Origin of the sequence: Geotalea uraniireducens Rf4, from assembly GCF_000016745.1 — a bacterium.
GTDB lineage: Bacteria > Desulfobacterota > Desulfuromonadia > Geobacterales > Geobacteraceae > Geotalea > Geotalea uraniireducens.
In genome coordinates this window covers 1,737,051-1,760,943 of the sequence record NC_009483.1, presented here as the reverse complement: position 1 = coordinate 1,760,943, position 23,893 = coordinate 1,737,051, and the positions used below count along the sequence as shown (strand labels likewise).

Annotated in this window: 18 protein-coding genes; 12 read left to right on the top strand and 6 right to left on the bottom strand. The window is 54.1% G+C overall.

Translation table 11 applies throughout. The features are described from left to right. Positions 1-120: 120 nt before the first annotated feature. A complete protein-coding gene (ltrA, locus tag GURA_RS07680) occupies positions 121-1,455 on the bottom strand; it encodes a group II intron reverse transcriptase/maturase (RefSeq protein WP_232278987.1) in 1,335 nt (444 codons plus the stop codon). Positions 1,456-2,332: 877 nt separating this feature from the next. Here ltrA (GURA_RS07680) and pstS point away from each other — a divergent pair. Beyond that, positions 2,333-3,364, top strand: a complete 1,032-nt coding sequence (pstS, locus tag GURA_RS07675; RefSeq protein WP_011938419.1) for a phosphate ABC transporter substrate-binding protein PstS — start codon at positions 2,333-2,335, stop codon at positions 3,362-3,364. A gap of 186 nt (positions 3,365-3,550) precedes the next feature. On the opposite strand, the gene GURA_RS07670 is transcribed toward pstS, so the two are convergent. The 3 genes from GURA_RS07670 to GURA_RS07660 are packed head-to-tail and all read right to left on the bottom strand — an operon-like array spanning position 3,551 to position 8,071. Next, positions 3,551-4,603 (bottom strand): hypothetical protein, encoded by a 1,053-nt coding sequence (locus tag GURA_RS07670; protein ID WP_011938418.1) that lies wholly within the window; start codon positions 4,601-4,603, stop codon positions 3,551-3,553. A gap of 23 nt (positions 4,604-4,626) precedes the next feature. Beyond that, positions 4,627-5,643 carry a phosphatidylserine decarboxylase gene (locus GURA_RS07665; RefSeq protein ID WP_011938417.1) on the bottom strand — a complete coding sequence of 339 codons (1,017 nt, stop codon included), beginning with the start codon at positions 5,641-5,643 and terminating at the stop codon, positions 4,627-4,629. Next, entirely contained in the window at positions 5,606-8,071 is a 2,466-nt protein-coding gene (locus GURA_RS07660) for a hypothetical protein (protein WP_011938416.1), read from the bottom strand. The genes GURA_RS07665 and GURA_RS07660 overlap by 38 nt, the downstream gene beginning before the upstream one ends. Positions 8,072-8,516: 445 nt before the next feature. Here GURA_RS07660 and GURA_RS07655 point away from each other — a divergent pair, with 445 nt between their 5' ends. Next, entirely contained in the window at positions 8,517-8,696 is a 180-nt protein-coding gene (locus GURA_RS07655; RefSeq protein WP_011938415.1) for a Rho termination factor N-terminal domain-containing protein, read from the top strand. Between the two features lie 27 nt (positions 8,697-8,723). Here the strand turns inward: GURA_RS07655 and GURA_RS07650 are convergent, their stop codons facing one another. Next, complete coding sequence (locus GURA_RS07650; RefSeq protein WP_011938414.1) at positions 8,724-9,035, bottom strand: hypothetical protein; 312 nt, start codon at positions 9,033-9,035, stop codon at positions 8,724-8,726. Positions 9,036-9,164: 129 nt separating this feature from the next. Here GURA_RS07650 and GURA_RS07645 point away from each other — a divergent pair, with 129 nt between their 5' ends. The 3 genes from GURA_RS07645 (at position 9,165) to miaA (ending at position 12,648) form a co-directional block, all read left to right on the top strand. Further along, a complete protein-coding gene (locus GURA_RS07645; RefSeq protein ID WP_011938413.1) occupies positions 9,165-9,995 on the top strand; it encodes an RMD1 family protein in 831 nt (276 codons plus the stop codon). A gap of 404 nt (positions 9,996-10,399) precedes the next feature. After that, positions 10,400-11,734 (top strand): S41 family peptidase, encoded by a 1,335-nt coding sequence (locus GURA_RS07635; protein ID WP_011938412.1) that lies wholly within the window; start codon positions 10,400-10,402, stop codon positions 11,732-11,734. An 8-nt stretch (positions 11,735-11,742) separates the two neighbouring features. Next, entirely contained in the window at positions 11,743-12,648 is a 906-nt protein-coding gene (gene miaA / locus GURA_RS07630; RefSeq protein WP_011938411.1) for a tRNA (adenosine(37)-N6)-dimethylallyltransferase MiaA, read from the top strand. Positions 12,649-12,871: 223 nt separating this feature from the next. Here the strand turns inward: miaA and ltrA (GURA_RS07625) are convergent, their stop codons facing one another. Further along, complete coding sequence (ltrA, locus tag GURA_RS07625; RefSeq protein ID WP_232278915.1) at positions 12,872-14,206, bottom strand: group II intron reverse transcriptase/maturase; 1,335 nt, start codon at positions 14,204-14,206, stop codon at positions 12,872-12,874. Positions 14,207-14,934: 728 nt separating this feature from the next. Here ltrA (GURA_RS07625) and GURA_RS07620 point away from each other — a divergent pair. The 7 genes from GURA_RS07620 to GURA_RS07590 all read left to right on the top strand — a co-directional run bounded on the left by GURA_RS07620 (position 14,935) and on the right by GURA_RS07590 (position 23,839). Beyond that, positions 14,935-16,200, top strand: a complete 1,266-nt coding sequence (locus tag GURA_RS07620) for a glycosyltransferase (protein WP_049818896.1) — start codon at positions 14,935-14,937, stop codon at positions 16,198-16,200. Between the two features lie 257 nt (positions 16,201-16,457). Beyond that, positions 16,458-18,497: a response regulator gene (locus GURA_RS07615; RefSeq protein ID WP_011938409.1), complete on the top strand. Its 2,040-nt coding sequence runs from the start codon at positions 16,458-16,460 to the stop codon at positions 18,495-18,497. 121 nt (positions 18,498-18,618) lie between these two features. Further along, positions 18,619-19,296 (top strand): serine O-acetyltransferase, encoded by a 678-nt coding sequence (gene cysE / locus GURA_RS07610; protein ID WP_011938408.1) that lies wholly within the window; start codon positions 18,619-18,621, stop codon positions 19,294-19,296. Between the two features lie 4 nt (positions 19,297-19,300). Then, a complete protein-coding gene (locus GURA_RS07605; protein ID WP_011938407.1) occupies positions 19,301-19,726 on the top strand; it encodes an Rrf2 family transcriptional regulator in 426 nt (141 codons plus the stop codon). Positions 19,727-19,782: 56 nt separating this feature from the next. Next, complete coding sequence (gene nifS / locus GURA_RS07600; RefSeq protein WP_011938406.1) at positions 19,783-20,922, top strand: cysteine desulfurase NifS; 1,140 nt, start codon at positions 19,783-19,785, stop codon at positions 20,920-20,922. Between the two features lie 310 nt (positions 20,923-21,232). Next, entirely contained in the window at positions 21,233-22,360 is a 1,128-nt protein-coding gene (mnmA, locus tag GURA_RS07595) for a tRNA 2-thiouridine(34) synthase MnmA (protein ID WP_011938405.1), read from the top strand. 303 nt (positions 22,361-22,663) lie between these two features. After that, positions 22,664-23,839 carry an IS4-like element ISGur4 family transposase gene (locus GURA_RS07590; protein WP_011937084.1) on the top strand — a complete coding sequence of 392 codons (1,176 nt, stop codon included), beginning with the start codon at positions 22,664-22,666 and terminating at the stop codon, positions 23,837-23,839. Positions 23,840-23,893 lie beyond the last annotated feature (54 nt).

Sequence of the window (23,893 nt, the reverse complement as noted above, 5' to 3'; positions counted from 1 at the left end):
CCTTACCATAGTTGCCTTAACCAGCTCCCCCTCGTCAAACCGTACGTGCGGATTTCCCGCATACGGCTTACCTATCAGCCTCTTGCTGCACGGCATTATTGAGGAGTTGTGGCTTTGCTGTTACAGGTAAACCAGACCATATCGCTTAAGTCCGGCATACAGGCTTTCACCTGCCCTGAAGGGTTTGCTCCGCCTTTGGCTCCGATTGTTCAGAAATATTCGAAAGCGAGTCCTCGTGTAATGATTCACGTCTCGAAATACTTTCCGGGGATACCCGTAGTCGAAGTAGTTGCCCCATCCGCGAAGGATGCTGTTTACCTCGGCAATTGCTTCGACAAGCGGCTTTTTGTATCCGCTTCGGGTCTTCTCCCGGATTTTTCCCTTGAGTGCTCCTATGGCCTTCTTACTCGGCATGATGTTGAGATAATCCCAATCTCTGCCCCGCAGGTCACGGTCATAGCGGAGGGTGAATCCCAGAAAGTTCAGGCTCTCTTTCTTGTTCATTCTGACAATACCGGTTTTGTCACGGTTGATGCTGAGTCCAAGGTCTGTTTCGAGTTTCTCTTCCAGCCATCCGGTTATGCGATTGCCCATGTGTCTGGCCATTACTACGAAGTCGTCGGCAAACCGTACCATGCGCGCTCTGGCGAAGTGGTAGGGGCTGTCTGCTTCTTCGTGAAAGGCCCGGTCGAGCCGGTGAAGGTAGATGTTGGCAAGAAGGGGAGATATTACCCCGCCTTGTGGCGTCCCTTGTTTGGGACGGCTGATGCTGCCGTCTTCTTCTACTACCGGACTGTGAAGCCATTGCCGGATCAGTTTGAGGACACTCCGGTCGGCTATGCGCCGCTCAAGTTCTACTATCAGGTGCTCGTGGGGGATGCTGTCAAAGTAGCTCGAAAGATCCGCGTCATACACTTCCTGCCGTCCGAGTTGGAGGTTATTACCGACTTGGTCGAGGGCTCCATGGGGACGCCTTTTGGGACGAAATCCATGGGAGCAGTCGAGAAAGTCCACCTCAAATATCGGTTCGAGGATAAGGAGTACGGCTGCCTGTACAATTCTGTCCCGCACGCACGGTATGCCGAGCGGGCGCAGTTTGCCGTTGGGCTTGGTGATGTAGACGCGACGCACCGGGGATGGTTTGTAGTTTTTGGTTCTCAGGCTTTCTTGAATTTCGTCAAGATAGCCGGATATTCCGTCTGCCCGCACCTCGATGGATTCAATGCTGACACCATCGACTCCCGGCGCGCCCTTGTTCACCTTTACTCGCAACCACGCCGTTTCAAGTACATCACGACGATGGATTCGGTCGTAAAGGGCATAGAACCGGAACTGCGGTTCTCGTTTGGCCTTGCTGCTCAGTTTCCACCGCAGAAGGGAGACTTTTACCGGCAGTCCGGGTTCAGGTTCGAATCCTTCGGCCATCCATTCCGTTATGGAGCGTCTGTCGCTCAAGCGGGTCTCCTCTCTTTCCGTGTAAACATGACTGAAGTACGGCCCCTTGGCTCCACGGGCATTACCCCGCTTCCCGGCTACTATGGGCCGCTCCGAATTCCGACCGTACACGCTTGGCGGGTTATTGATTCCCCGTCGGCGTTCTCCCTTCGGCGAAACCCTTTCGCTTTGGGAATTACGTCGGACCTCCCAGGTTCCTCGGCTGATCTTTCGACACGCGCCCTCCCCAATCACCCCGGACAGTCCCACCGGTTCTTTCGCTCGTTTATCACCGGTGGGTGGCAGGCTTCACCACATTCGGAAGGTTGGCCACTGTCAACTACGTGTAACGAGGCCGAAACGGGTTCGCTTGCGCTGGGCTCGCGTCTTCGTCGTCAGGGTAGTTATCGTACCCTTCGCTCTTTTCTTACAAAGAACCGGTCTTACTCCCCACGTTTGGTTACCCTCTCGTGACAGACCGCGACTACATGGTGAACGAGCAATTTACATGTCTGACACTTTTCAGTCAGATAGATCAGCCAGGCTTGGCCTGGCGTACCGAATGACACGAATAAAAACGAATGTTTTTAACCCATTGTTAAATCTAGTCACCGATCTGGTGAGTGTCTTCTGCTTCACAAAAGCTTGTATATTCGTGAAAATTCGTGGCTAAAATGCTTTTTATAGGATTAATGCATGGGCTGACTTCGTTGCCGGAACGGCCATATTCGCGAGGATATGGCTGCTCCGGCAATTTAATTTTCCCAAACAACGGGCCTAAAGGGGAGGCTGGGAGGGGTTAAAACTGTGGCTGATAGTTGTCTGACAAAGTAAAATTAATATCAAAAATGATATGCTACTATATAAACACAAAGTCAGTGCGAAAGGAAAAGTAAACATGCGAAATAATTGGTATATCCTGCTGATCGTTTTGTTTGTTCTTTCAGCGCCGGCATTGGCTGTCCCGGGGCAAACAATCATTACCGGCGCAGGCGCTACCTTTCCCTATCCCCTCTATGCCACCTGGTTCAAGGAGTACGCCCGGGTCGACCCTTCCGTGACATTCAACTACCAGCCCATCGGCAGTGGAAGCGGTGTCAGGCAGATGCTGGCCGGCACTCTCGATTTCAGTGCAACCGACAAGTTTCTGTCCGACGAACAGCTTAAATCCGTGCCGGAAAAGATTCTTCACATACCGACGGTTATTGGTGCAGTTGCGATTACCTACAACATTCCCGGCATCGGCAAGGGGCTGAAACTAACCCCGGATGTTGTCGCCGACATTTTTCTCGGCAGGATAGTGCGCTGGAATGATCCACGAATCGCGGTGCTCAACAAGAACCTCAGGCTACCCGACAAGGAGATCGCTGTTGTGCATCGTTCCGACGGGAGCGGCACTACGAGCATCTTCACCGAATATCTGAGTGCAGTCAGTTCCAGCTGGGCCAGGCTGGTCGGCCGGGGGACGACGGTCAGCTGGCCGGTGGGGTATGGTCGTGAAGGTAACGCAGGCGTAACCGTAGAGGTTAAAAAGCATGTTTATTCAATCGGCTATTCGGAACTCATCTACGCCAGTGAAGAAAACCTCGCTTATGCCGCCATCAGAAACAGAAGCGGAAGATTCGTGCTTCCCGACCTGAAAACGATCAGCGCAGCGGTCGCCCAGACCGTTGCATCCATTCCTGCCGATTACCGGGCATCCCTGGTTAATCAACCGGGGAGGGACAGTTATCCCATGGCGGGATTTACCTGGCTACTTGTCCATCAGCACCAGCGAGACCCGGCAAAAGGGAAAAAGCTGGTTGAATTTCTGAACTGGAGCATCCGTTACGGCCAGAAGATGGCATATCTTCAGCTTTATGTGCCGCTCCCATCCCATGTGGTAACTATGGTTGAAGAGACGATCAGGAGCATAAGCTTTGCCGATTAGTACCAATCTTCCGAAAGACCAAGTCCCCCGTTATGAAAGGGGGATTTAGGGGGATTTGCCTTTCATTGCAGCCGGGAAAATCCCCCCTTGCCCCCCTTTCTCAAAGGGAGGGTAACTGCTGCGGAAGATTAGTGCTATTCAGGTAGGCTATTGACCTGAGCCGGCAAAGCCGGAACCGAATAGGGATCAGATCCTGTCCTGGTGGACATGAAAGGAAATAGTCGCGCCGGTTACCATGCTGCGGCCGGTGTAGAGAAAGATGGTGAACCAAAGCAATTGAAGGGTGATGATCACGAGTGGATTCCAGAGGGAGCCGATCCCTGCCGTGAAATCCATGACCGGCGCCGGCGTGCCTTTGAATACAAGGGCAACGCCCCAGGCATAGACGATTGCAATGCCTCCCATCACCTGGTAGGCGGATATTTTACCTGTGCCGCGGTAATCGTTGCGCAGCAGTTCCGACAGTATGCGCCACCCTTGGGTTACCGTCGTTGCCGCAACGAATGCGCCGGTAAAGTGTGTTTTGAGAAACAGCATGGTGGCGAACAGACCCGTTCCCACATAGATGATGTACGTGAGCGCCTGAACCGGCAGCACCTTCACGCCCTCCATGCCGCCGGCATAGGCTATTTTCTTGGTCTTGCCGGTAAAGATGACACTGTAGCGGCGGAAAACCCTTTGCAGAAGGGGATGGCAAGCGGATAACGGTTTACCGTAACAGCAACCGAAACTGATGCATGCCAGCCGTCCCAGTCCTTCGCCGAATGCATAGGCAATGGAAATGGCTGCCAGCGCCGCCATAACCGGAACATGGTAGCCCAGGAATGCTCCCGCGCTACGGTTGGTCGCCACCACGACCCACGGGGCGATCAGCATCCCGACAAAAACTGCCCCACCGACGGTGAAGGTGTGCGCCTTCTTTTCCACCAGCCAGGCTACCAGCCTGGAAGCGGGCACGCAGAAAACCAGCAGGGCTGCAACCATGACAAGAATGCCGGATATGGGCACTCCTACGGCCCCCAAGAGGATTAAAACCATGGCAACTGCAACCACGTAAGCGTTTGCGGTCAGCAAACCGTACCAGGTAAAGTTTATCCCGGCCCAACGACCATCTCCATGACTGTCAGCGGGAACCGTCGCAAAGATCTGCCAGCGTTCACCGGGCAGGGTCTTCCCCCCCCAGCGAAACAACAGGACGGAAAGGACCAGCAGGACAATAATAAACAACTCTTCATTCATGGTTCGGCTCCTGAAGTTTGTGGTTATAGTGTTTTTACTGCCTTGGCAATCAGGGAGCGAACCCTGACATCCGTTTCCACCAGAGGCCTGCCGAAACCGGAGGAAAAACGGCTCACGGCAGTGGGGTGGGACATATTTTGCACGATGTCGGCGGCAAACTCGATCCGCTCTTTCTGAAAAATCAGCACATCGGTGCTGCTGCCGGGGCGGTAGAGGCTCTTTGGAAAACCTTTGTACAGAAACAGACCGGGCATAACCGGCCGCGGCGTCCGATACTCGTCATCGCTGTAACACTGGACGATTTCACCGATCATCAGGGCCACCACCTCGACCATGGCCACCAGGCCGACCCGGGTTCCGCCCGGCACATCGGTGTCAATGACGGTTACCACCCTCTTGTTCTTCGAATAGGGGGTGACGACCGTCACCACTGCCGCCGGGTTGCATGAATGGTAATCACCGGTCAGTTCATAAATGTCCAGAACTTGACCGGAGACGGGGGTATGGTTGTAGTGATACTTGTCGGGAGTCAGGCGGAAAACCGCAAAGTCGCCGTCCCTGAACCGTTCCAGCCATTCCCGCTTGTCATGGCCGAAAAACTCGGCATAGGAAAAGAATTTCTCTTTGATGAACAGGCCGGAAGTCTCTCGAAACGAGCCGACAATCACTCGTGCATCGGCAGGCGAGACAACAGCGTCGGGGTCATCCGGCATGGGGCGGCAATCCCGGTAACGGATCTTGCGTTCGAACACCTTGCGTGGCGTGTTCAGAGACTCCGGGCTGTCCAGGCACTCGGTCAGATCGACGCCGCATTCCCTTAAAAAGCTGCCGTTTCGGTCAATTCGCCCGCCAAGAGAGAGATCGTAGTTCATGAATCCGAGCAGGCTGGAGTTCCATGAACTCGTGAGCGCCCGGAAAAGCAGCGGGGCATTCTCCCTGACGCTGTTGTAGAGGAACCTGATGAGTCGGTCGCCGAAGAGTCGTTCGGTACGGACCGTACCGCTATCCCGCTCTATATACTGGTGCTGAATGGTTTTCATTGGGTAGACTTTCTTCCAGCAGGGCATCGGCATCGGCCCTGTCGTGATAAATGGAGAGCAAAACCAGGTTGGTCAGTTTTCGCAGGGTCTCCAGCGAGGCGGATTCATTGAGCACATCGCGTTTCACAAGCTTCAGGAAATCGGACGTGGATTGATCCCGTGCCGTAACACGAAGCGCTGCCACCCCCGGTAGTTCCGTATTTGACCGGTGCCGGTCAAGCCGCCGGAAATCTTCTTCCAGAAAATGGAATGCCTCTTCCATATGGCGCCTGCGCAAGGTTTCCCGGTAATATCGTTCGGCAGCCCGGTTGAAATCACCGGCTCCCATGGCCATGGGGCCGGCTGCACCGGCCTCGGCAAGAATGCCGCTGGTCAGCTTCCCCATGGTGGAACACTCGTCGGGAGCCTCAATCCTCGCCTGCAGGTCACGGATGGTCTCCCCGAGACGGAGCGACTCGATCAAGTCAGCTGCGTCCTCTTGCAGCAACAGAATCAATGCCCGACGGTATTCCAGGTTCTGGACCCGCAGGTAATTGGGATAGCGGCGGCTTTGACGGATATTCCGGGTACGCGCCAGGATACGCTTCAGGAAATGGTTGTTGCTTTGCCGGTGCACATAAAAGGTAGGGATGCCGACAGCCGCACCGAAAAAGATCTGCCGCCGCTCGCTCTCCACCGTCGGGTCATCGGGGATCAACGCGTGGTTGAGCCTGCCGTCCGCCATATACTTGAACGCCAGGGCGTTAAGCAGGGTTTGCAGGTCGGCTGCCCGCCCCAGATCCTCCTCCAGGTCGGCAAACTGGCTGTAATGACGTCCCTCGAAACCGGAAAACCCCATGGTCGCGGATTCCCGCAGCTTATAGAGGAGATAGACCGACATCTGGCTGTCGAACACCCCTAAATCGGCCAGGTCCTTCCGCAGCCGGTCGGTATTGCCGGGTGTGCCATCCAGCGCCGGGCTCTGATCGGTGCTGAGAAGACATACCAGGTAATCCACCAAGCGGAAATCGGGGACAAAATCTCCCTTCAGCGCAAACATGCCGCTCAGCATCCGGTCGAGCCACTTCGGGCCGAAGGGGGTGAGCGGCCGGCCGAATACCGACAGGCTCGCTTTTTTCTTCCAGCGCCGCCAGATCATGCGCAAATGGGTATAATCCAATTCATGGGCGAGGAATCCGAGCGCCCGCTCCGGATGGAAATCCGTATAGCCCAGCCGGTAAGGCGCTGCACTATAGGTTCCGACGAAGAGCGGCAGGAAATGCTCGACCATCTTGATTGTCAGGTCGCCGAGATGCTTTTCGTGGGTCGCGTTGAAGCCAGATGCCTCATCTTTGAGGGCACGGCTCAATATGCGGCTGCCGAGGCTCAGATGGGTGCCGTTGTTGGCCAGGCTCACATTTGAAACGGATGGCAACACCACCAGGTTGTTGGTGATGATCCCCGCTTCCCGCAATTTTGCCACGCCATTCAATTGGCTGCGGGAGAGAACCTGGTGGCAAAGCTGCATGTAGCGGTACTTTTCTTCTCCCTTCTGCCAGCCTGACAAGCACGGGCTCATGAACAGCTCCCGATAGAAGGCATCGGAGACGATGTCGTTGAGCTCTTTCTGCCTGAGTGGTGGATGGGGGGCGAAGTAAATCATCGCCCTCTGCCCGCGCGCCGTGAGTTCGAAGCTTTCGTTTGCGTACATGACCAGCAGCTGGGTCACGAGAAAGCGCTTGGCCGTCTCGCGGGCTATTTCCCGCCCCATGCCGGTTTCGGGGCGGAGCGGCACCACATAAAACGAGAATGTCTCCGGCGACGTGTTGTCGTTGAGGTAGTGGTTCATAAGCCGCCGGCCGGTCAGTTGCACCGCCCCGGGCAGATCATGCTGCGAGCCGAGCAGGTCAGCCAGGGCCAGCTTGATCAGGTAGCTGATCGGTACACGGAGATACTCCTCCCCCTCATTATCGTGAAAGATGAAACGAGGCGCATCACTGCGTCTTCCGCCGCCCGGATTCCCCTTGTCAGCCAGGAGATCAGCGTCGAACACCCGGCCGGCATAGGGTGAAAGGACCCGGCGCGGAAACCTCACCCAGCTGTTTTCCCAGACCCTCTCCCTGTTGTCGCTGATAAAGCGTTCCAGGTCGCCGGCCAGACGTCTCGGTGTTTCACCGGCAGCCGCCCGTTTGAGAATGTTGGCGTAATAGTTGGATTGTTCGATGACGAGCGGCAGGTCCACATCATGTCGCCAGCCGGCTACCACCGCCTGCAATTCGGTTTCGGAACCGGCTGTTGTGTCATGGGACGAAAACGGCAATGATTCGAGGAGATCGTGGGAGAGGCCCTGATGTATACCAAGGCGGGCAAGAATGGCGGCCGGTAATTCCGCCTCTTCCCCGGCAACAGAGTTATGTCGTCCCGGGAATTGGCTATGGTTATGATGCAAGGGTTCCTCCATCGTATTTTTTAAAGGGGAACGACTATTTGTAGCTATGTTACAAAAACATTGTTAAATGGGCGTTGTGATCGTGTTAATGCTGTGTGACGATTGGCCGGAGCAAGCGCCGCCCTTTAGGCCCTTTGGGTCCTACTTGAGTCGTTACAATATGTGAGCAAAATGTTAAAGCAAGACATGACTCACGCGACGTTTTAAAACCATGAACCAATAATTTATTTAAAAGCCTTTCGTTGCGTCGCTGCGTCGTCGCTTAAAAGCGCCTACTTTTGGTGCGTGAAATAAAATTTTTTGGTTCCGGCTGTGCCGGTTTAGTGAGCAGAACGAATTATTTTGGAGGAAATCGCCCTTGCAAGGTTGCGACTGATAATCTTCCTGATAAAATTAGAAACTGCTGTGACAAAAAAATACGGACATCAATCTGCCGGAGGAAATCATGAAAGTGGAAGACATCAAGGAAATCGCGAAGCAACATGGAATCAAGACCGGAAAAATGAAAAAAACCGAGCTCATCAAAACAATCCAGAACACGGAAGGGAATGAAGAATGCTTTGCCAGCGGCAAGGCCATGGAGTGTGGACAGGGAAACTGTCTCTGGCGGGAAGATTGCGCCTAGCCATAACACGGACTTGTGCGTCCCTTCCTATCGCCGGGAAATTTCGCTTCTCTTATCAGACTTTTCAACTTTTCTGCCGGCCGGCAGCACCCGCTCAAGACCCTTACCAAGCAAATTTGCCGTATAGATGGCTGCAAAGAAGATCAGCGCCACGTTGACAAACTGCGCCCAGACCGGGTCGGGGGGCGACATGCCCCCCTGAATTCCCTGACGGGCATGGTTCGCATACAGGTAGCAGACATTGGCAATGGCGCCGATGCCGATTCCCGCTCTGACGGCAAGCTTCTTAAATCCTGTCCGTTTTTTCTCCTTCCGTTTTTCCAGGACCATATCACCCACTCTATTCCCCTCCATCCATAAAGCAGCTTACCGAAGTCAATAAATATAGCCCTTGATGTAAATCAAAACCGGCTCGTTAACTTTGCATCGACTGTGCGAATGGGATATGATTAAAAAAGGAGCCGAGACATGGAACGACACGAATTTGCCGCATACGCGCTGGGTGGGGAACTGGATCTGAACCGGCTTGCCGCATCCCTTGGCATTACCAGGAAATTTCGCTGGGAAGAGCCGATGGTTCTCGATCCGGAGGGGTTGAGACTTCTTTCGATGGAGCGGAGCGAACGGAAACAGGTTTATCTTTATTATTTTGGCGGTGTGGTTTTTCTGAACTGTTCTGTCGATGAGATTCGCACCTTTTCCGCGGCCATGACAAAGGCTGCCGACGAATTCAGAGATTTCCCGAAACTGAAATACCGTGACGACTACTCGCTGCGCATCGATGGTGGGACAAAACCCGCCATTACCAATGACTACGCGGTAATGCCGGCCTATGACGTTGCTTTTATCGGCATTATCTGCTTTGTCATCGCCAAATCGGTGGCGCTGGAACGGATCGAAGAACAGCTTGACCTGGTGCTCGACGAGGTGGAAGGACTCATCACCCTCCTGGATCAGGGGAGGTTGAACCTCACCGACCGGAAGCTTGCCAAGCTGGCGTCATCCATTCTCAATTTCAAATATCGATCCATCGCCCACATCATGGTGTTGGACAAGCCTGAAATAACCTGGGAGAACATCGAAGCCGACCGGCTGTACCTGACCATGGCCAACCTGTTCGAACTGAACCAGCGCTACAATGAAATCAAGCACAAAGCAGAGACTCTCATGGACATAACGGAGGTCTTTACCAGCTTAAGCCATGACAAGAGGGCCGCCCGCCTGGAATGGATCATCATTATCCTGATTGTGATCGAGATCCTGATTTACCTGGTGGAAATTCTCCTGAAACAGGCTTGAGAGCCCGGCTTTCCTTTCAGCCGCTGGCTGCTCGGATACGGCAAACTCCCTGTGACAACAGCCGCACGACACCTTTTCCGCATCGATTCTCGTCCATAACGTGAGATTCCGCGAATCGCACCATTCGCAATACCAGACGTAGTAGTCACCCATCAGCGTTAATTTCATTGCTCGTCTCCTTTGACATTATTTTTTCCTTTTCGAGATGATACCGCTGTAACCTCGCAGTTATGTGACAGTTGAGTAAAAAGAGTGTGAAACTACATTCAGGACCAGACGCCGGTTTGAAGTTGACAATTCGACGGCCTAAATTTACAGTAAGAAACGCACGGTTGAGAACCATTCCATTCCCCCGTTGCATAAGGCAACATCCTTTTATTCCCACATTTCGGAGGCGCTCCCCGATGAGCATCACTAAAAAGACCATCCTCACGCTTGCAGTCATTGTCATCCTGCTGTCATTGTCGATCTTTGCGGCTCTTTACACCAGGAACAACGTCATGCGCAAGGATGACCAGGACTATATCCGCTTGCTCAAGGAAGTGATTACCCTGGTAAAAAGTAACTACGTGGAGGAGGTCGACAGCAAAAAGCTGATGCAGAGTGCGGTAAAAGGCATGCTAGCATCCCTCGACCCCCACAGCGAATTCATGGCCGCAGACTCCTTCAAGGAGATGCAGGTCCACATGTCCGGCTCTTTCGGAGGGTTGGGGATCGAGATCAATATCGTCGACGGCAAGCTGACGGTCGTTTCCCCCATCGACGATACACCGGCCTTCAAAGCCGGCATCAAACCGGGCGACCATATCTTGAAGATCGACGACAAATTCACCAAAGAAATGAACATCTCCAAGGCCGTCAGCCTTATGCGTGGCGAAAAGGGAACGAAAGTGACGCTCACCATTCTGCGGAACGGATCGTCAACGCCCCTGACCTTCCCTCTGATTCGGGATATCATCAAGACCAAGAGCCTCAAAGCCAGGACCCTGGAGCCAGGTTACGGCTATATCGGCATTGCCGAATTCCAGGCCAGGACCGGAGAAGATTTTGCCAACGCACTCAAGAAGCTGAGGGCTGAAAACGGCGGCAACCTGCACGGGTTAGTCCTCGACCTGCGCTATAATCCCGGCGGGCTCGTGGACCAGGCCTTCAGCGTGGCTGACCGTTTCATCGGCGAAGGACTCAGTAACGGGCTCATCGTCTACACAGAAGGACGCGAACCGTCTGCAAAGAAGAGCTGGACCGCCTTCGTCGGGGAAAAAGAGCCCCACTACCCGATTGTCGTGCTGATCAACGGCGGCAGCGCCAGCGCCTCGGAAATAGTCGCCGGCGCCCTCCAGGACCACAAAAGGGCCATCATCATGGGAACCCAGAGTTTCGGCAAAGGCTCGGTGCAAAACATTCTTCCCTTGAGAGGCGGCGATGGCCTCAAGCTGACCACGGCAAAGTATTACACCCCCAATGGCCGCTCCATCCAGGCAAAGGGGATCACCCCGGATATTGTCGTCAGCGCCATGAAACCCAAGGTGAGTGAACCGAAGAAGGACAAGGAGATCAGGGAGAAGGACCTGGAGAACCACTTTGAAACGCCTGGCAAGGAGCCGGCAAAAGAGCAGAAAAAAGAACTGCATCCTGTCACCAAACCCGATGAAACGGGTAAAAATGATTACCAGCTCTCCCGCGCCCTCGACCTGTTGAAGGGTGTCGACCTGATGTCGCAGTTGAAGCTCGGCAAGTAACCGTACCGATGTCCTGCAACCTCCTCGTCATACTGGGCCCCACCGCATCAGGCAAAACGCAACTGGGTGTTGAGCTTGCCCGCCGCCTTTCCGGCGAAATCATCTCCGCCGACTCGCGGCAGGTTTACCGGGGAATGGACATCGGCACCGGCAAGGATCTAGCCGAGTACGGAGATATTCCCTACCACATCATCGACATTGTCGATCCGGGTTTCGAGTTCAACGTCTTCGAATTCCAACGCTGCTTTCAGCGGGCATTCGCCCATATCGTCAACCGGGGCAGACTGCCGGTCATGGTGGGTGGAACCGGCATGTACCTGGAAGCGGTGCTGAATCGATACCGGTTTGTCGAAGTACCTGAAAATGCCGATCTGCGCCGGGAACTTTCTACCTTTTCCGATGAGGAGCTGGCTGAGCGCCTGAAAGGCGCAAATCCCCGCCTGCACAACACCACCGATCTGCTTGAACGCGGCCGCCTGGTGCGGGCCATCGAGATCGCCGAGTATGAAGACTCCCGCGAACCTCTCCCTCTGCCGGAACTGGCGCCGCTGATCTTCGGCATCCGCTGGGAACGGCCGGTCCTTCGGCAGCGGATTACCGACCGGCTGAAGGCACGGTTGGAGCAGGGAATGATCGATGAAATCGAACAGCTCCACCGATCGGGCATCCCCTATGAAACCCTGGAATTCTACGGTCTGGAATATCGTTTCGTGGCAAAGTACCTCAAGGGGGAGCTGAACCGCAACGACATGTTCCAGAAGCTGAACAGCGCCATTCACGACTTCGCCAAGCGCCAGGACAACTGGTTCCGCCGCATGGAGCGGCACGGCACGGTGATCCACTGGCTGGAAGGGGATGGCGACCCGCTCAAGGAGGCGCAGGAAATCCTGCGGCTCAACGCCATTCCACGATGAACCTATAAAAAGCATTTTAGCCAGTAGAGTAGGAAGCAGGTTACGACATCATTAGGTTTGGCTTGTCCGTTTCCGCCCCTTTCGTTTGGCGGTGCCTAAGTAGCCTTACCATAGTTGCCTTAACCAGCTCCCCCTCGTCAAACCGTACGTGCGGATTTCCCGCATACGGCTTACCTATCAGCCTCTTGCTGCACGGCATTATTGAGGAGTTGTGGCTTTGCTGTTACAGGTAAACCAGACCATATCGCTTAAGTCCGGCATACAGGCTTTCACCTGCCCTGAAGGGTTTGCTCCGCCTTTGGCTCCGATTGTTCAGAAATATTCGAAAGCGAGTCCTCGTGTAATGATTCACGTCTCGAAATACTTTCCGGGGATACCCGTAGTCGAAGTAGTTGCCCCATCCGCGAAGGATGCTGTTTACCTCGGCAATTGCTTCGACAAGCGGCTTTTTGTATCCGCTTCGGGTCTTCTCCCGGATTTTTCCCTTGAGTGCTCCTATGGCCTTCTTACTCGGCATGATGTTGAGATAATCCCAATCTCTGCCCCGCAGGTCACGGTCATAGCGGAGGGTGAATCCCAGAAAGTTCAGGCTCTCTTTCTTGTTCATTCTGACAATACCGGTTTTGTCACGGTTGATGCTGAGTCCAAGGTCTGTTTCGAGTTTCTCTTCCAGCCATCCGGTTATGCGATTGCCCATGTGTCTGGCCATTACTACGAAGTCGTCGGCAAACCGTACCATGCGCGCTCTGGCGAAGTGGTAGGGGCTGTCTGCTTCTTCGTGAAAGGCCCGGTCGAGCCGGTGAAGGTAGATGTTGGCAAGAAGGGGAGATATTACCCCGCCTTGTGGCGTCCCTTGTTTGGGACGGCTGATGCTGCCGTCTTCTTCTACTACCGGACTGTGAAGCCATTGCCGGATCAGTTTGAGGACACTCCGGTCGGCTATGCGCCGCTCAAGTTCTACTATCAGGTGCTCGTGGGGGATGCTGTCAAAGTAGCTCGAAAGATCCGCGTCATACACTTCCTGCCGTCCGAGTTGGAGGTTATTACCGACTTGGTCGAGGGCTCCATGGGGACGCCTTTTGGGACGAAATCCATGGGAGCAGTCGAGAAAGTCCACCTCAAATATCGGTTCGAGGATAAGGAGTACGGCTGCCTGTACAATTCTGTCCCGCACGCACGGTATGCCGAGCGGGCGCAGTTTGCCGTTGGGCTTGGTGATGTAGACGCGACGCACCGGGGATGGTTTGTAGTTTTTGGTTCTCAGGCTTTCTTGAATTTCGTCAAGATAGCCGGATATTCCGTCTGCCCGCACCTCGATGGATTCAATGCTGACACCATCGACTCCCGGCGCGCCCTTGTTCGCCTTTACTCGCAACCACGCCGTTTCAAGTACATCACGACGATGGATTCGGTCGTAAAGGGCATAGAACCGGAACTGCGGTTCTCGTTTGGCCTTGCTGCTCAGTTTCCACCGCAGAAGGGAGACTTTTACCGGCAGTCCGGGTTCAGGTTCGAATCCTTCGGCCATCCATTCCGTTATGGAGCGTCTGTCGCTCAAGCGGGTCTCCTCTCTTTCCGTGTAAACATGACTGAAGTACGGCCCCTTGGCTCCACGGGCATTACCCCGCTTCCCGGCTACTATGGGCCGCTCCGAATTCCGACCGTACACGCTTGGCGGGTTATTGATTCCCCGTCGGCGTTCTCCCTTCGGCGAAACCCTTTCGCTTTGGGAATTACGTCGGACCTCCCAGGTTCCTCGGCTGATCTTTCGACACGCGCCCTCCCCAATCACCCCGGACAGTCCCACCGGTTCTTTCGCTCGTTTATCACCGGTGGGTGGCAGGCTTCACCACATTCGGAAGGTTGGCCACTGTCAACTACGTGTAACGAGGCCGAAACGGGTTCGCTTGCGCTGGGCTCGCGTCTTCGTCGTCAGGGTAGTTATCGTACCCTTCGCTCTTTTCTTACAAAGAACCGGTCTTACTCCCCACGTTTGGTTACCCTCTCGTGACAGACCGCGACTACATGGTGAACGAGCAATTTACATGTCTGACACTTTTCAGTCAGATAGATCAGCCAGGCTTGGCCTGGCGTACCGAATTTTCACGAATTTGCACAAATATATAAGCTCTTCTGATGCAGAAGACACTCACCAGACTGCTGACTACTCAAGACATAACAAGGGGTTAATAACATTCGTGTTTATTCGTGTCATTCGTGGCTAACAGCCGTTTTTGGGATTAATTGATTTGCCGACCGCCATGCTCTCTACCCACAGATAGTCCCATGATACCTGCCAATATCTCTCAATACCTGATAAAGCGCGCGATTAGCGCCCCCTGGAAAATAGCGGTGCCCGTTCACCGCACCTTTGCAGGGGCCGTGTTGATTCCCGCCCTGGCAGAAAGCTCCCGCCTTTTTACAACACTCCGCTCTTTGGCGGAAAACCCGCCGGAACGCCTCGACCGGTTCCTGGTGATGGTAGTGGTCAACCACCGGGCAGATGCCTCCCGACAAGACAAGACGGATAATAATGTCACCCTGAAGCGCCTGGCCGTAACCGATCCTGCCCTGGCAAAGATGCACCTCGCCTGGGTTGACGCTGCCTCGCCGGGTTTGGAAATGCCGATCAAGGGAGGTGGGGTCGGTCTGGCGAGGAAAATCGGCGCCGACCTGGCTCTGCCGTGCCTCGATTACCATGCGGCCGATCCGCTTCTCGTCTATCTTGACGCCGACACCCTGGTCCGCCCCGATTACCTCCCAGCCCTTGTCCATCACTTCGAAACATCACGCGCAGGAGGCGCGGTGATCCCCTTCCGGCACCAGGCCGGATCTTCAACAGAAGAGCAGCAGGCCATCGACCATTACGAACTGTTTCTCCGCGGCTATGTGCTGGGACTTGAGCTTGCCGGGTCACCATACGCCTTCCACACGGTAGGAAGCGCCATGGCTTGCCGCGCCTCGGCCTATGCACGCATGGGGGGTATGAACAGCCGTGCCGCGGGAGAGGATTTTTATTTCCTCCAGCAGTTGCATCGGACTTCAGGGGTGGCGCAGGTCAGGGGCACAGTGGTCTACCCCTCGGCCAGGGCCTCCCACCGGGTCCCCTTCGGCACCGGCCGCTCAATCTCCCGGGTCCTGGCCGGCGATGACGACGCCATCAGGTTTTACCGGCCGGAATGCTTCCTGGTCCTCAAGGATTGGCTGGAAATGGTCATGCATAACACCGGGCTGGACGGCGTGGAGCTTTTGACCGGTTCAGCGGAAATCTCCCCGCAACTTGCCGGATACCTGGAAAGCATCGGCTTTGCCGCGGCATGGGAGAAGCTGCGGGTGAACAACAAAAATGACCGGGCGACAATGACGGCCTTCCACGGCTGGTTCGACGGACTCAGAACCATGAAACTGATCCACCACCTTTCTGCAACCGATTATCCACGCTGCAAAGCGGAGGAAACAATGCCGGCGCTTCTGCAAAGGGCGGGTGAACAGCCGGCAGAAGGAATCAAAGAAGAGCTGGAGATACTGCAAAGAATGCAGACAAATCTCTAAATCATGTCGGTTGTTTCACGGAGAATCTACGATATACTCTTGTGACTTGCATAGATATATCGAGTGAACTATCGACATATTTATATAAACAACAGACGGCAAAACAGCTGCATTTTCATTAATTTACCGTATCAGGAGCAATGTTCATCCATATCGAGTAAAAGCCTCCTGTGCCCAAGCTTAATTATACCCCATTCACCCTCTGAATTATTATTGATACTGGTATGTAATTTGCTGTTTCACTTTGGGTGCATGCAATGAAAGCAAATAAAATCCTCATAGTCGACGATCAGAAATTCGCATTGCAAATGCTGCGGGACACCCTCGCCCCGCTGCATTATGTCATCGAAGAGGCGACCAACGGGGCTTCAGCAGTCTCGAAAGCCCAGGAATTCATGCCGGACATTATCCTGATGGACCTGGTAATGCCGGAGATGGACGGCGTTGAGGCCTGCAGGCGAATCAAACAGGATATGCACACTGCCACGATTCCCGTGATCGTGATTACCGCCTCAAAAGAAAAGGACAACCTCCTTGCGGCTTTCGCCGCCGGAATCGATGATTACATCACCAAGCCTTTTTCCGACAAGGAACTCCTGGCCAGGATCCGCGCCAACCTTTTCAAGCGTGAGGCCATTGCCATGATGGAGCTGAAGAATAAGGACGCGGAAACAGTCCTGGATATCTCACAAACTATCACATCAACACTCGACACCCGGGAAATCCTCCAGATCATCGTCAAGAAAATTGCAGACCACATTGAGGTCAAACGTTGTTCCATAGTAAAGTTTAGCGAAGAAGGGTACGGTTTTGTCCTGGCATCGAGCGACAACCCCTCAGCCAAGGGAATTCGCATTGAACTGTCACGCTACCCGGAACTCCTGGAAGTGATCCGCTCCCGCAAAGCCCTTGTTATCAGAGACGCCAAGCACCACCCGCTGCTCGACGATGTCAAAAAATATATTTCGGATATCGACCTGGACACGATCCTGGTCGTCCCGATATTGTCTCAGAACGAGATAATCGGTTCTCTGATGGTCAGGACCACCAACGACAGGAATTCATTCAGCAGCCGCGAACTCCGTTTCTGTCAACTGGTCGCCGATGCCTCGGCAAATGCCATAAAAAACGCATCCCAGTTTAAAAAGGTTCTGGAAGAGTCCGATGAGCTGCGGGAAATAAAGGAGAAACTGGAAAAGGAGCTAGCGGAAAAAGCCGTTTACGAAAGTCTTTTCGAGCATGCATCGGAAGGACTCATGGTTTTGAATGCACGAGGAGAACCGGTATACGTCAACAGGAGCGCGCTCGACATCCTCGGCTACCAGCGGGACCAGATGCTGAAAATGACGCTGACGGACTTCCTGGCCGAGGAAAGCTTCCAGGTGGGGATGGAAAACCATATGAACTTTTTCCTCGGTCGTAATTTCAGGAATAAGTACGATCTCCTCTTTAAAACCAAATGCGGGGAAAAACGCTGCGTAGCGGTATCTGTCAGCAACTACCGCCTCGAAGGGAACTATGCCATTCTCACGTTCATGGATGTTACAGAGGAAAGAAGGGCGCAGCATCAGCTGGCAGAGGCAAATGAACGGCTCAAGGGGGTCAACCATCTAAAGTCGGAATTTATCTATACCGCCACCAACGACCTTCGCCTGCCGGTTGCCGTTATCCACAGCAACTGTTCGCAGCTCCGGGATTCGGACACGAACAACCTCACCGAGATGCAGCGCGAGCATCTGGATTCCGCCATCGACAGCTGCGACCGCCTGATGGACCTCATTGAAGAACTGCTCGACAATTCCAATTTCGACTCCAGCGAACTGGAACTATCATGTGAAGATAAAAATATCATGGAGTCTATCCAGGAAGTATACACGGTCCTCGCCCCATTCGCTTGGCAGCACGGCCTGCAAATGAGCGTAGAACCTTTGCAGGACAATATCTCCGCGTTTTTTGACAGCAAGAAAATCCAATGCGTTCTGACCAACCTGATCGGCAATGCCATCAAATTCACCCCCAGCGGCGGGAAAATCGGCATTTCAGTTTCCGTCTGTGATGAAGAACTTCTTGTTTCCGTTACGGACACCGGCGAGGGGATTCCGGAAAACTACATAACCAGGATATTCAACGAATTCTACCATCTGAAATCCACTAACAGTTCCGCCAAGAAAGGGAGCGGCCTGGGCCTTGCCATCTGCAAGCGAATAGTCGACGCCCATAGCGGCAGGATGTGGGTTGACAGCACTCTCAACCATGGAAGCACGTTCAGCTTTGCCCTCCCCTTATCCCGCTCATAACGTTTTTTGCACTTCACCGCTCGGCCCCCAATTTCTCTCCCACTTAATAATTGACTAAAATAGTAAGGTATGTTAGTAAAAATTCTAGGCACGATTTACTGGAGTCATGAAAGGGGAGCCGATGTTTTCAAGATTAAAGCAGGACATTAAAGCCGTCTTTGACAGGGACCCGGCAGCCAGAAGCGCTTTAGAGGTCTTTTTCTGCTATCCGGGCCTGCATGCCATCTGGTTTCACAGAATTTCCCACTGGCTCTGGACGCATGAATTGTTCTTCCTCGGCCGCTTCTGCTCCCACATGGGAAGGTTTTTTACCGGCATAGAGATTCATCCCGGCGCAACCATCGGCAAAGGCTTTTTTATCGATCACGGCATGGGAGTAGTCATTGGTGAGACCGCCGAGATCGGCGACAACGTGACCCTTTACCATGGGGTAACTCTTGGCGGTGTGAGCTGGGAAAAGACCAAACGCCACCCCACCCTCGGGGACAACGTGGTGGTAGGTTCCGGCGCGAAGGTTCTCGGGCCGTTCACTGTCGGACGGGACAGCAAGATCGGTTCGAATTCGGTCGTCGTCAAAGAGGTGCCGCCCAATTCAACGGTTGTGGGCATACCGGGTCGCGTGGTCATGGCCACGGAAAAGCCCACGGAAAAGATGGACCTGCAGCACGGCCGGCTGCCCGACCCGGAAGCGAAAGCCATCTCCTGTCTCTTTGACCAGATCCGGGAGCTGGAACGTAAATTATCGACCCTTACCACCGAATACGAGCAGCTGAAAAAACGGCTCGACGAAGGGAAATAACGGCATGCGCTTGTCAACAAGAGCTCAGTATGCTGTGCGGGCCATGGTCGACCTCTCCCTCTACGCCACGGACAAACCTGTATCGCTCAAGGAAATAGCCCAGCGGGAAGATATCCCCCTGAGCTACCTGGAGCAGCTTTTCTTCCGTCTGAAAAACGGCGGGATCGTCACCAGCATCCGCGGACCGGGCGGCGGCTATATCCTGGCGCGAAACAGCGCCCTCATCAAGGTGGGTGAGATAGTCGTCACCGTCGAAGAACCTCTCAGCCCTGTAGCCTGCATGGACGAAGGGAGCACCGGTTGTTCGAGGGTCTCCCGGTGCGTCACCCACAACATCTGGAAAGACCTGGGAGAGCGGATCAGGGGATTTCTCGACGCCATCACCCTTGAAGACCTTACCCACGAGGCACGGGAAAAGCTGGAAAGCTAAGAGACTCCGCCGTTCCTCCTCAACAGTTAAACATTCACCAATTCAACAGGTTCAGCATGATCTACATGGACTACAACGCCACAACCCCGGTTCACCCGGATGTGTTGGAGGCGCTCCTCCCCTATTACAAGGAAAGCTTCGGCAACCCTTCCAGCATCCACTGGGCCGGCCGCATGGTCAAGGGGGCGTTGGAAGAAGCCCGCGAAAAGGTGGCGGCGCTGGTCGGCTGCGATCCGGTCGAGGTGGTCTTCACCTCCTGCGGCAGCGAAGCGGACAACATGGCCGTCAAGGGGGTTGCAGCGGCCCTGCGCGGCAAGGGTAACAACATCATTACCACCGCGGTGGAACATCCGGCGGTTTTGAATGCCTGTCTCTACCTGGAAAGCAACGGGTTCGAGATTACCCGGCTGCGTGTGGACCGCCACGGCATCGTCGACCTCGACGAACTTGAGGCGGCCATCAATGAAAAGACCATCCTTGTTTCGGCAATGTTCGCCAACAATGAGACCGGCGTGCTCTTCCCGGTAGCCGAGATCGGGGAAATCGCCGCGAGGCGCGGCGTGTACTTCCATTGCGATGCAGTGCAAGCCGTCGGCAAGGCGCCGATAGACTGCCGGGAAATGGGCATTCGCCTGCTGGCACTGTCGGGTCACAAGCTAGGTGCGCCGAAAGGGATCGGCGCCCTGATCGTCAGGAAAGGGGTCAAACTCCACCCGTTGATCCATGGCGGCTCGCAGGAGCGCAACCGCCGGGCCGGCACTGAAAACGTCGCCGGCATCGTCGCCCTTGGAAAAGCGTGCGAGATAGCGAAGGCAGAGATGGCCGCGGAATCGTCACGTCTCAAGACCTTGCGCGACCGACTGGAACATGGGATCCTGACTGAATTCCCGGATGTGCGGCTTAACGGTCACCCGGAAAATCGCCTCCCGACCACGACAAACCTCTCCTTCCCCCGTCTGGAAGCGGACTCGCTCCTCTTGAACCTGGATCTGGCCGGCGTTGCCGTCTCCTCCGGTTCCGCCTGCAGCTCCGGCACCCTGAAAACCTCGCCGGTATTGGCGGCGATGGGGGTCGAACCGGCTCTGGCCAGGGGCTCGGTCCGTTTTTCCCTGGGGAGGGGAACCACGGAAGCGGAAATGGATTACGTGCTGGACGTGTTGCCGGGGATTATCGAACGACTGCGTGAACAGCAGTAAATCCGGAAACAGCACTTCCGTCAAACCGTAGACACGGAGAACACCTTAAAAAGCAATAGGACGCAGAAAAGGCGGAAAAGAGGAAGAAGCGGATTTACAAAACAACAAATAGGGGTCTTTTAATCCGCAGTGATCCTCAGTTTCCGGTTTTTCTGCGTCCCATGGGTTTTGAATCTGATTTTGCCTTCGGTGTCATCTGATCGAACCCACCACAGGCACAGAGAAAATCAAGAGATTGCACAATTTCGCGAGACCTCTGCGTCTCTGTGAGTCTGTGGCAGAAATGTCCTTTCAAAATGGTGAATAGAGAATGGTAAAAAACAATAAACGAAAACGGGTCGTCATCGCCATGAGCGGCGGGGTGGATTCCTCGGTCGCCGCGGCCCTGCTGAAGGAAGAGGGGCATGAGGTAATCGGCATCTCCATGCAGGTCTGGGACTACACCAGGTTCACGGCCGAGGAAGGGGAAAAGTTCGACACCTGCTGCTCGCTGGACGATATCCACGATGCGCGGCGGGTCGCAGAGCAACTGGAAATCCCCTTTTACGTGGTGAACTTCGAGGAAGAGTTCCAGAACCTCGTCATCGACGACTTCGTCAACGAGTATCTCCTCGGACGCACCCCCAACCCCTGCGTACGATGCAACCAGTGGATAAAGTTCGAGCTTCTCCTGAAGAAGGCGCGCGGACTCGGGGCGGACATGATCGCCACCGGCCACTACGCCAGGACGGAGCAGGATGCCGACGGCCGTTACCGGCTCATGAAAGGGGTCGATCCGGCAAAGGACCAGTCTTATTTCCTCTTCACCCTCACCCAGGAACAGCTCGCCATGACCCTCTTTCCACTGGGGGGGATGACCAAGCAGGAGGTCCGCGCCCTCGCCGCCGGTTACGGTCTGCGGGTGGCGGAAAAGGGGGAGAGCCAGGAGATCTGCTTTGTCCCTGACAACGACTACGTCCGTTTCATCGAGGAAGAACGGGGGAAGCAGCTGCTCTCCGGGAACATCGTCGACAGGAAGGGAAAGGTCCTGGGGGTGCATGACGGGACCTACCGATATACCGTGGGCCAGCGCAAGGGTCTGGGTATCGCCCACCCGGAACCGCTCTACGTGCTGGGAGTGGACGCCGCCAGGAAAGAGGTTACGGTAGGCCCACGTGACGCACTCTACAGCGACGGCCTGATTGCGACAGCCATCAACTGGATTGCCCCCACCCCGGAAACCGCCATTGAAGCGAGCTGCAAGATCAGGTACCGCCACCACCCCATCCCGTGCCGTATTCTTCCCCTTGCCGACAACCGCGCAGAGGTGCGTTTCACGGAACGGGAAAAGTCCGTCACCCCCGGCCAGGCAGTGGTCTTTTACGACGGAGACACAGTGCTCGGCGGCGGCTGGATCGAACATGCAGTGAACACAAAAACGGCAGTTAGCCACGAATGACACGAATAATCACGAATGTTTTTTACACCTTGTTATGTCTTGAGTAGTCACCGATTTGGTGAGTGTCTTCTGCATTACAAGAGCTTGTATATTCGTGCAAATTCGTGCAAATTCGTGGCTAAAATACTTTTTAGAGGATTAATAGTGAAGAGGTGATCAGCATTGTCCGGTTTGGTCTTTGCAAGGTTCTTTGAGAATGTAAAAAAGTTGTAAAATCAGCGTTATACCGCATTATTTGCTTGACTTTGAGTAAAAAAACGGTGGTCCGCACTCGTAACTATCCAATATTACAGGAGTTACGATATGCGACCGTTCAAACGACTGAAACAAAGACGAAAATCACGCGCTTTCAAATTGCTTCTTACCCCGATTTTTGAGAGATTCAAGTCAGATAATGAACTTGAATCCAGGGGGTATCGCCCGTTGCAAATGACTTTCGATGATCAGCTAAAAGCCCTGATCTTTTATCACTTGGAAGAGTTCTCTTCCGGGAGCGAACTTCTCCAGGCGCTGGATCAGGATGACTTCGCCAAGGAATGTGTTGCTCCCCCCAAGGGAATCAAAAAGAGCTCTTTCTTTGAGGCAATCAACAACCGTGGTCTTGAACAGCTTTCCGAGGTATTCGGGCATCTTGTCAAGCAAGCAGGCAGAGTGCTTCCCGATGAATATGCTCACCTTGGCAATCTGGTATCCATAGACGGTTCTTTGATAGATGCTGTTCTATCTATGGAATGGGCAGATTACCGAAGCGGCTCTAAGAAGGCCAAGGCCCATATCGGCTTCGATATCAACCGTGGTATTCCAAGGAAGATATTCCTGACCGACGGTAAAGAGGGTGAGCGCCCCTTTGTTGATAAGATCATCGACAAAGGCGAAACCGGTGTCATGGATCGTGGGTATCAGTCTCATAATCACTTTGACCAGTGGCAGGCCGCCGAGAAGTTTTTTGTCTGCCGTATCAGGGAGAATACACACAAAACCGTCATCAGAGAGAATGCCGTAAATCCTGACAGTATTGTCTTCTATGACCAGATAGTACTTCTCGGCACCAAAGGTATAAACCAGACTGAGAAAGAGCTGCGCCTTGTTGGTTACCGTATTGACGGCAAGGACTACTGGGTAGCAACCAACAGATACGACCTGACGGCTGAAGAAGTGGCCCAGGTTTATAAACTGCGCTGGAACATAGAGACCTTCTTCGGTTGGTGGAAACGCCACCTAAAGGTGTATCACCTGATTGCCAGAAGCGAATATGGTCTCATGGTTCAAATACTTGGTGGTCTCATCACCTATCTGCTGCTAGCCATCTATTGCCGTGAGCAGCACCAGGAGCCAGTCAGCATTAGCAGGGTACGAGAATTACGCAATCAGATTGCAAATGAAGCAGCAGCCGAACAGCAGAGCCGTCGCACAAGAATACAAGGTAACTCAAACAAAATTAGACAGTTGAAACGTAAGAAACGTCGTGCAAAAACCTAACCGGAAGTTACTGAGAGGTGATGGTTTATGGTGAATAGTTGATGGTGAAAATAC

Bases quoted from the DNA above. Each gene is read 5' to 3' on its own strand.
- pstS (WP_011938419.1), top strand. From the start codon at position 2,333: ATGCGAAATAATTGGTATATCCTGCTGATCGTTTTGTTTGTTCTTTCA.
- GURA_RS07670 (WP_011938418.1), bottom strand. From the start codon at position 4,603: ATGAATGAAGAGTTGTTTATTATTGTCCTGCTGGTCCTTTCCGTCCTG.
- GURA_RS07665 (WP_011938417.1), bottom strand. From the start codon at position 5,643: ATGAAAACCATTCAGCACCAGTATATAGAGCGGGATAGCGGTACGGTC.
- GURA_RS07655 (WP_011938415.1), top strand. From the start codon at position 8,517: ATGAAAGTGGAAGACATCAAGGAAATCGCGAAGCAACATGGAATCAAG.
- GURA_RS07645 (WP_011938413.1), top strand. From the start codon at position 9,165: ATGGAACGACACGAATTTGCCGCATACGCGCTGGGTGGGGAACTGGAT.
- GURA_RS07635 (WP_011938412.1), top strand. From the start codon at position 10,400: ATGAGCATCACTAAAAAGACCATCCTCACGCTTGCAGTCATTGTCATC.
- miaA (WP_011938411.1), top strand. From the start codon at position 11,743: ATGTCCTGCAACCTCCTCGTCATACTGGGCCCCACCGCATCAGGCAAA.
- GURA_RS07620 (WP_049818896.1), top strand. From the start codon at position 14,935: ATGATACCTGCCAATATCTCTCAATACCTGATAAAGCGCGCGATTAGC.
- GURA_RS07615 (WP_011938409.1), top strand. From the start codon at position 16,458: ATGAAAGCAAATAAAATCCTCATAGTCGACGATCAGAAATTCGCATTG.
- cysE (WP_011938408.1), top strand. From the start codon at position 18,619: ATGTTTTCAAGATTAAAGCAGGACATTAAAGCCGTCTTTGACAGGGAC.
- GURA_RS07605 (WP_011938407.1), top strand. From the start codon at position 19,301: ATGCGCTTGTCAACAAGAGCTCAGTATGCTGTGCGGGCCATGGTCGAC.
- nifS (WP_011938406.1), top strand. From the start codon at position 19,783: ATGATCTACATGGACTACAACGCCACAACCCCGGTTCACCCGGATGTG.
- mnmA (WP_011938405.1), top strand. From the start codon at position 21,233: ATGGTAAAAAACAATAAACGAAAACGGGTCGTCATCGCCATGAGCGGC.
- GURA_RS07590 (WP_011937084.1), top strand. From the start codon at position 22,664: ATGCGACCGTTCAAACGACTGAAACAAAGACGAAAATCACGCGCTTTC.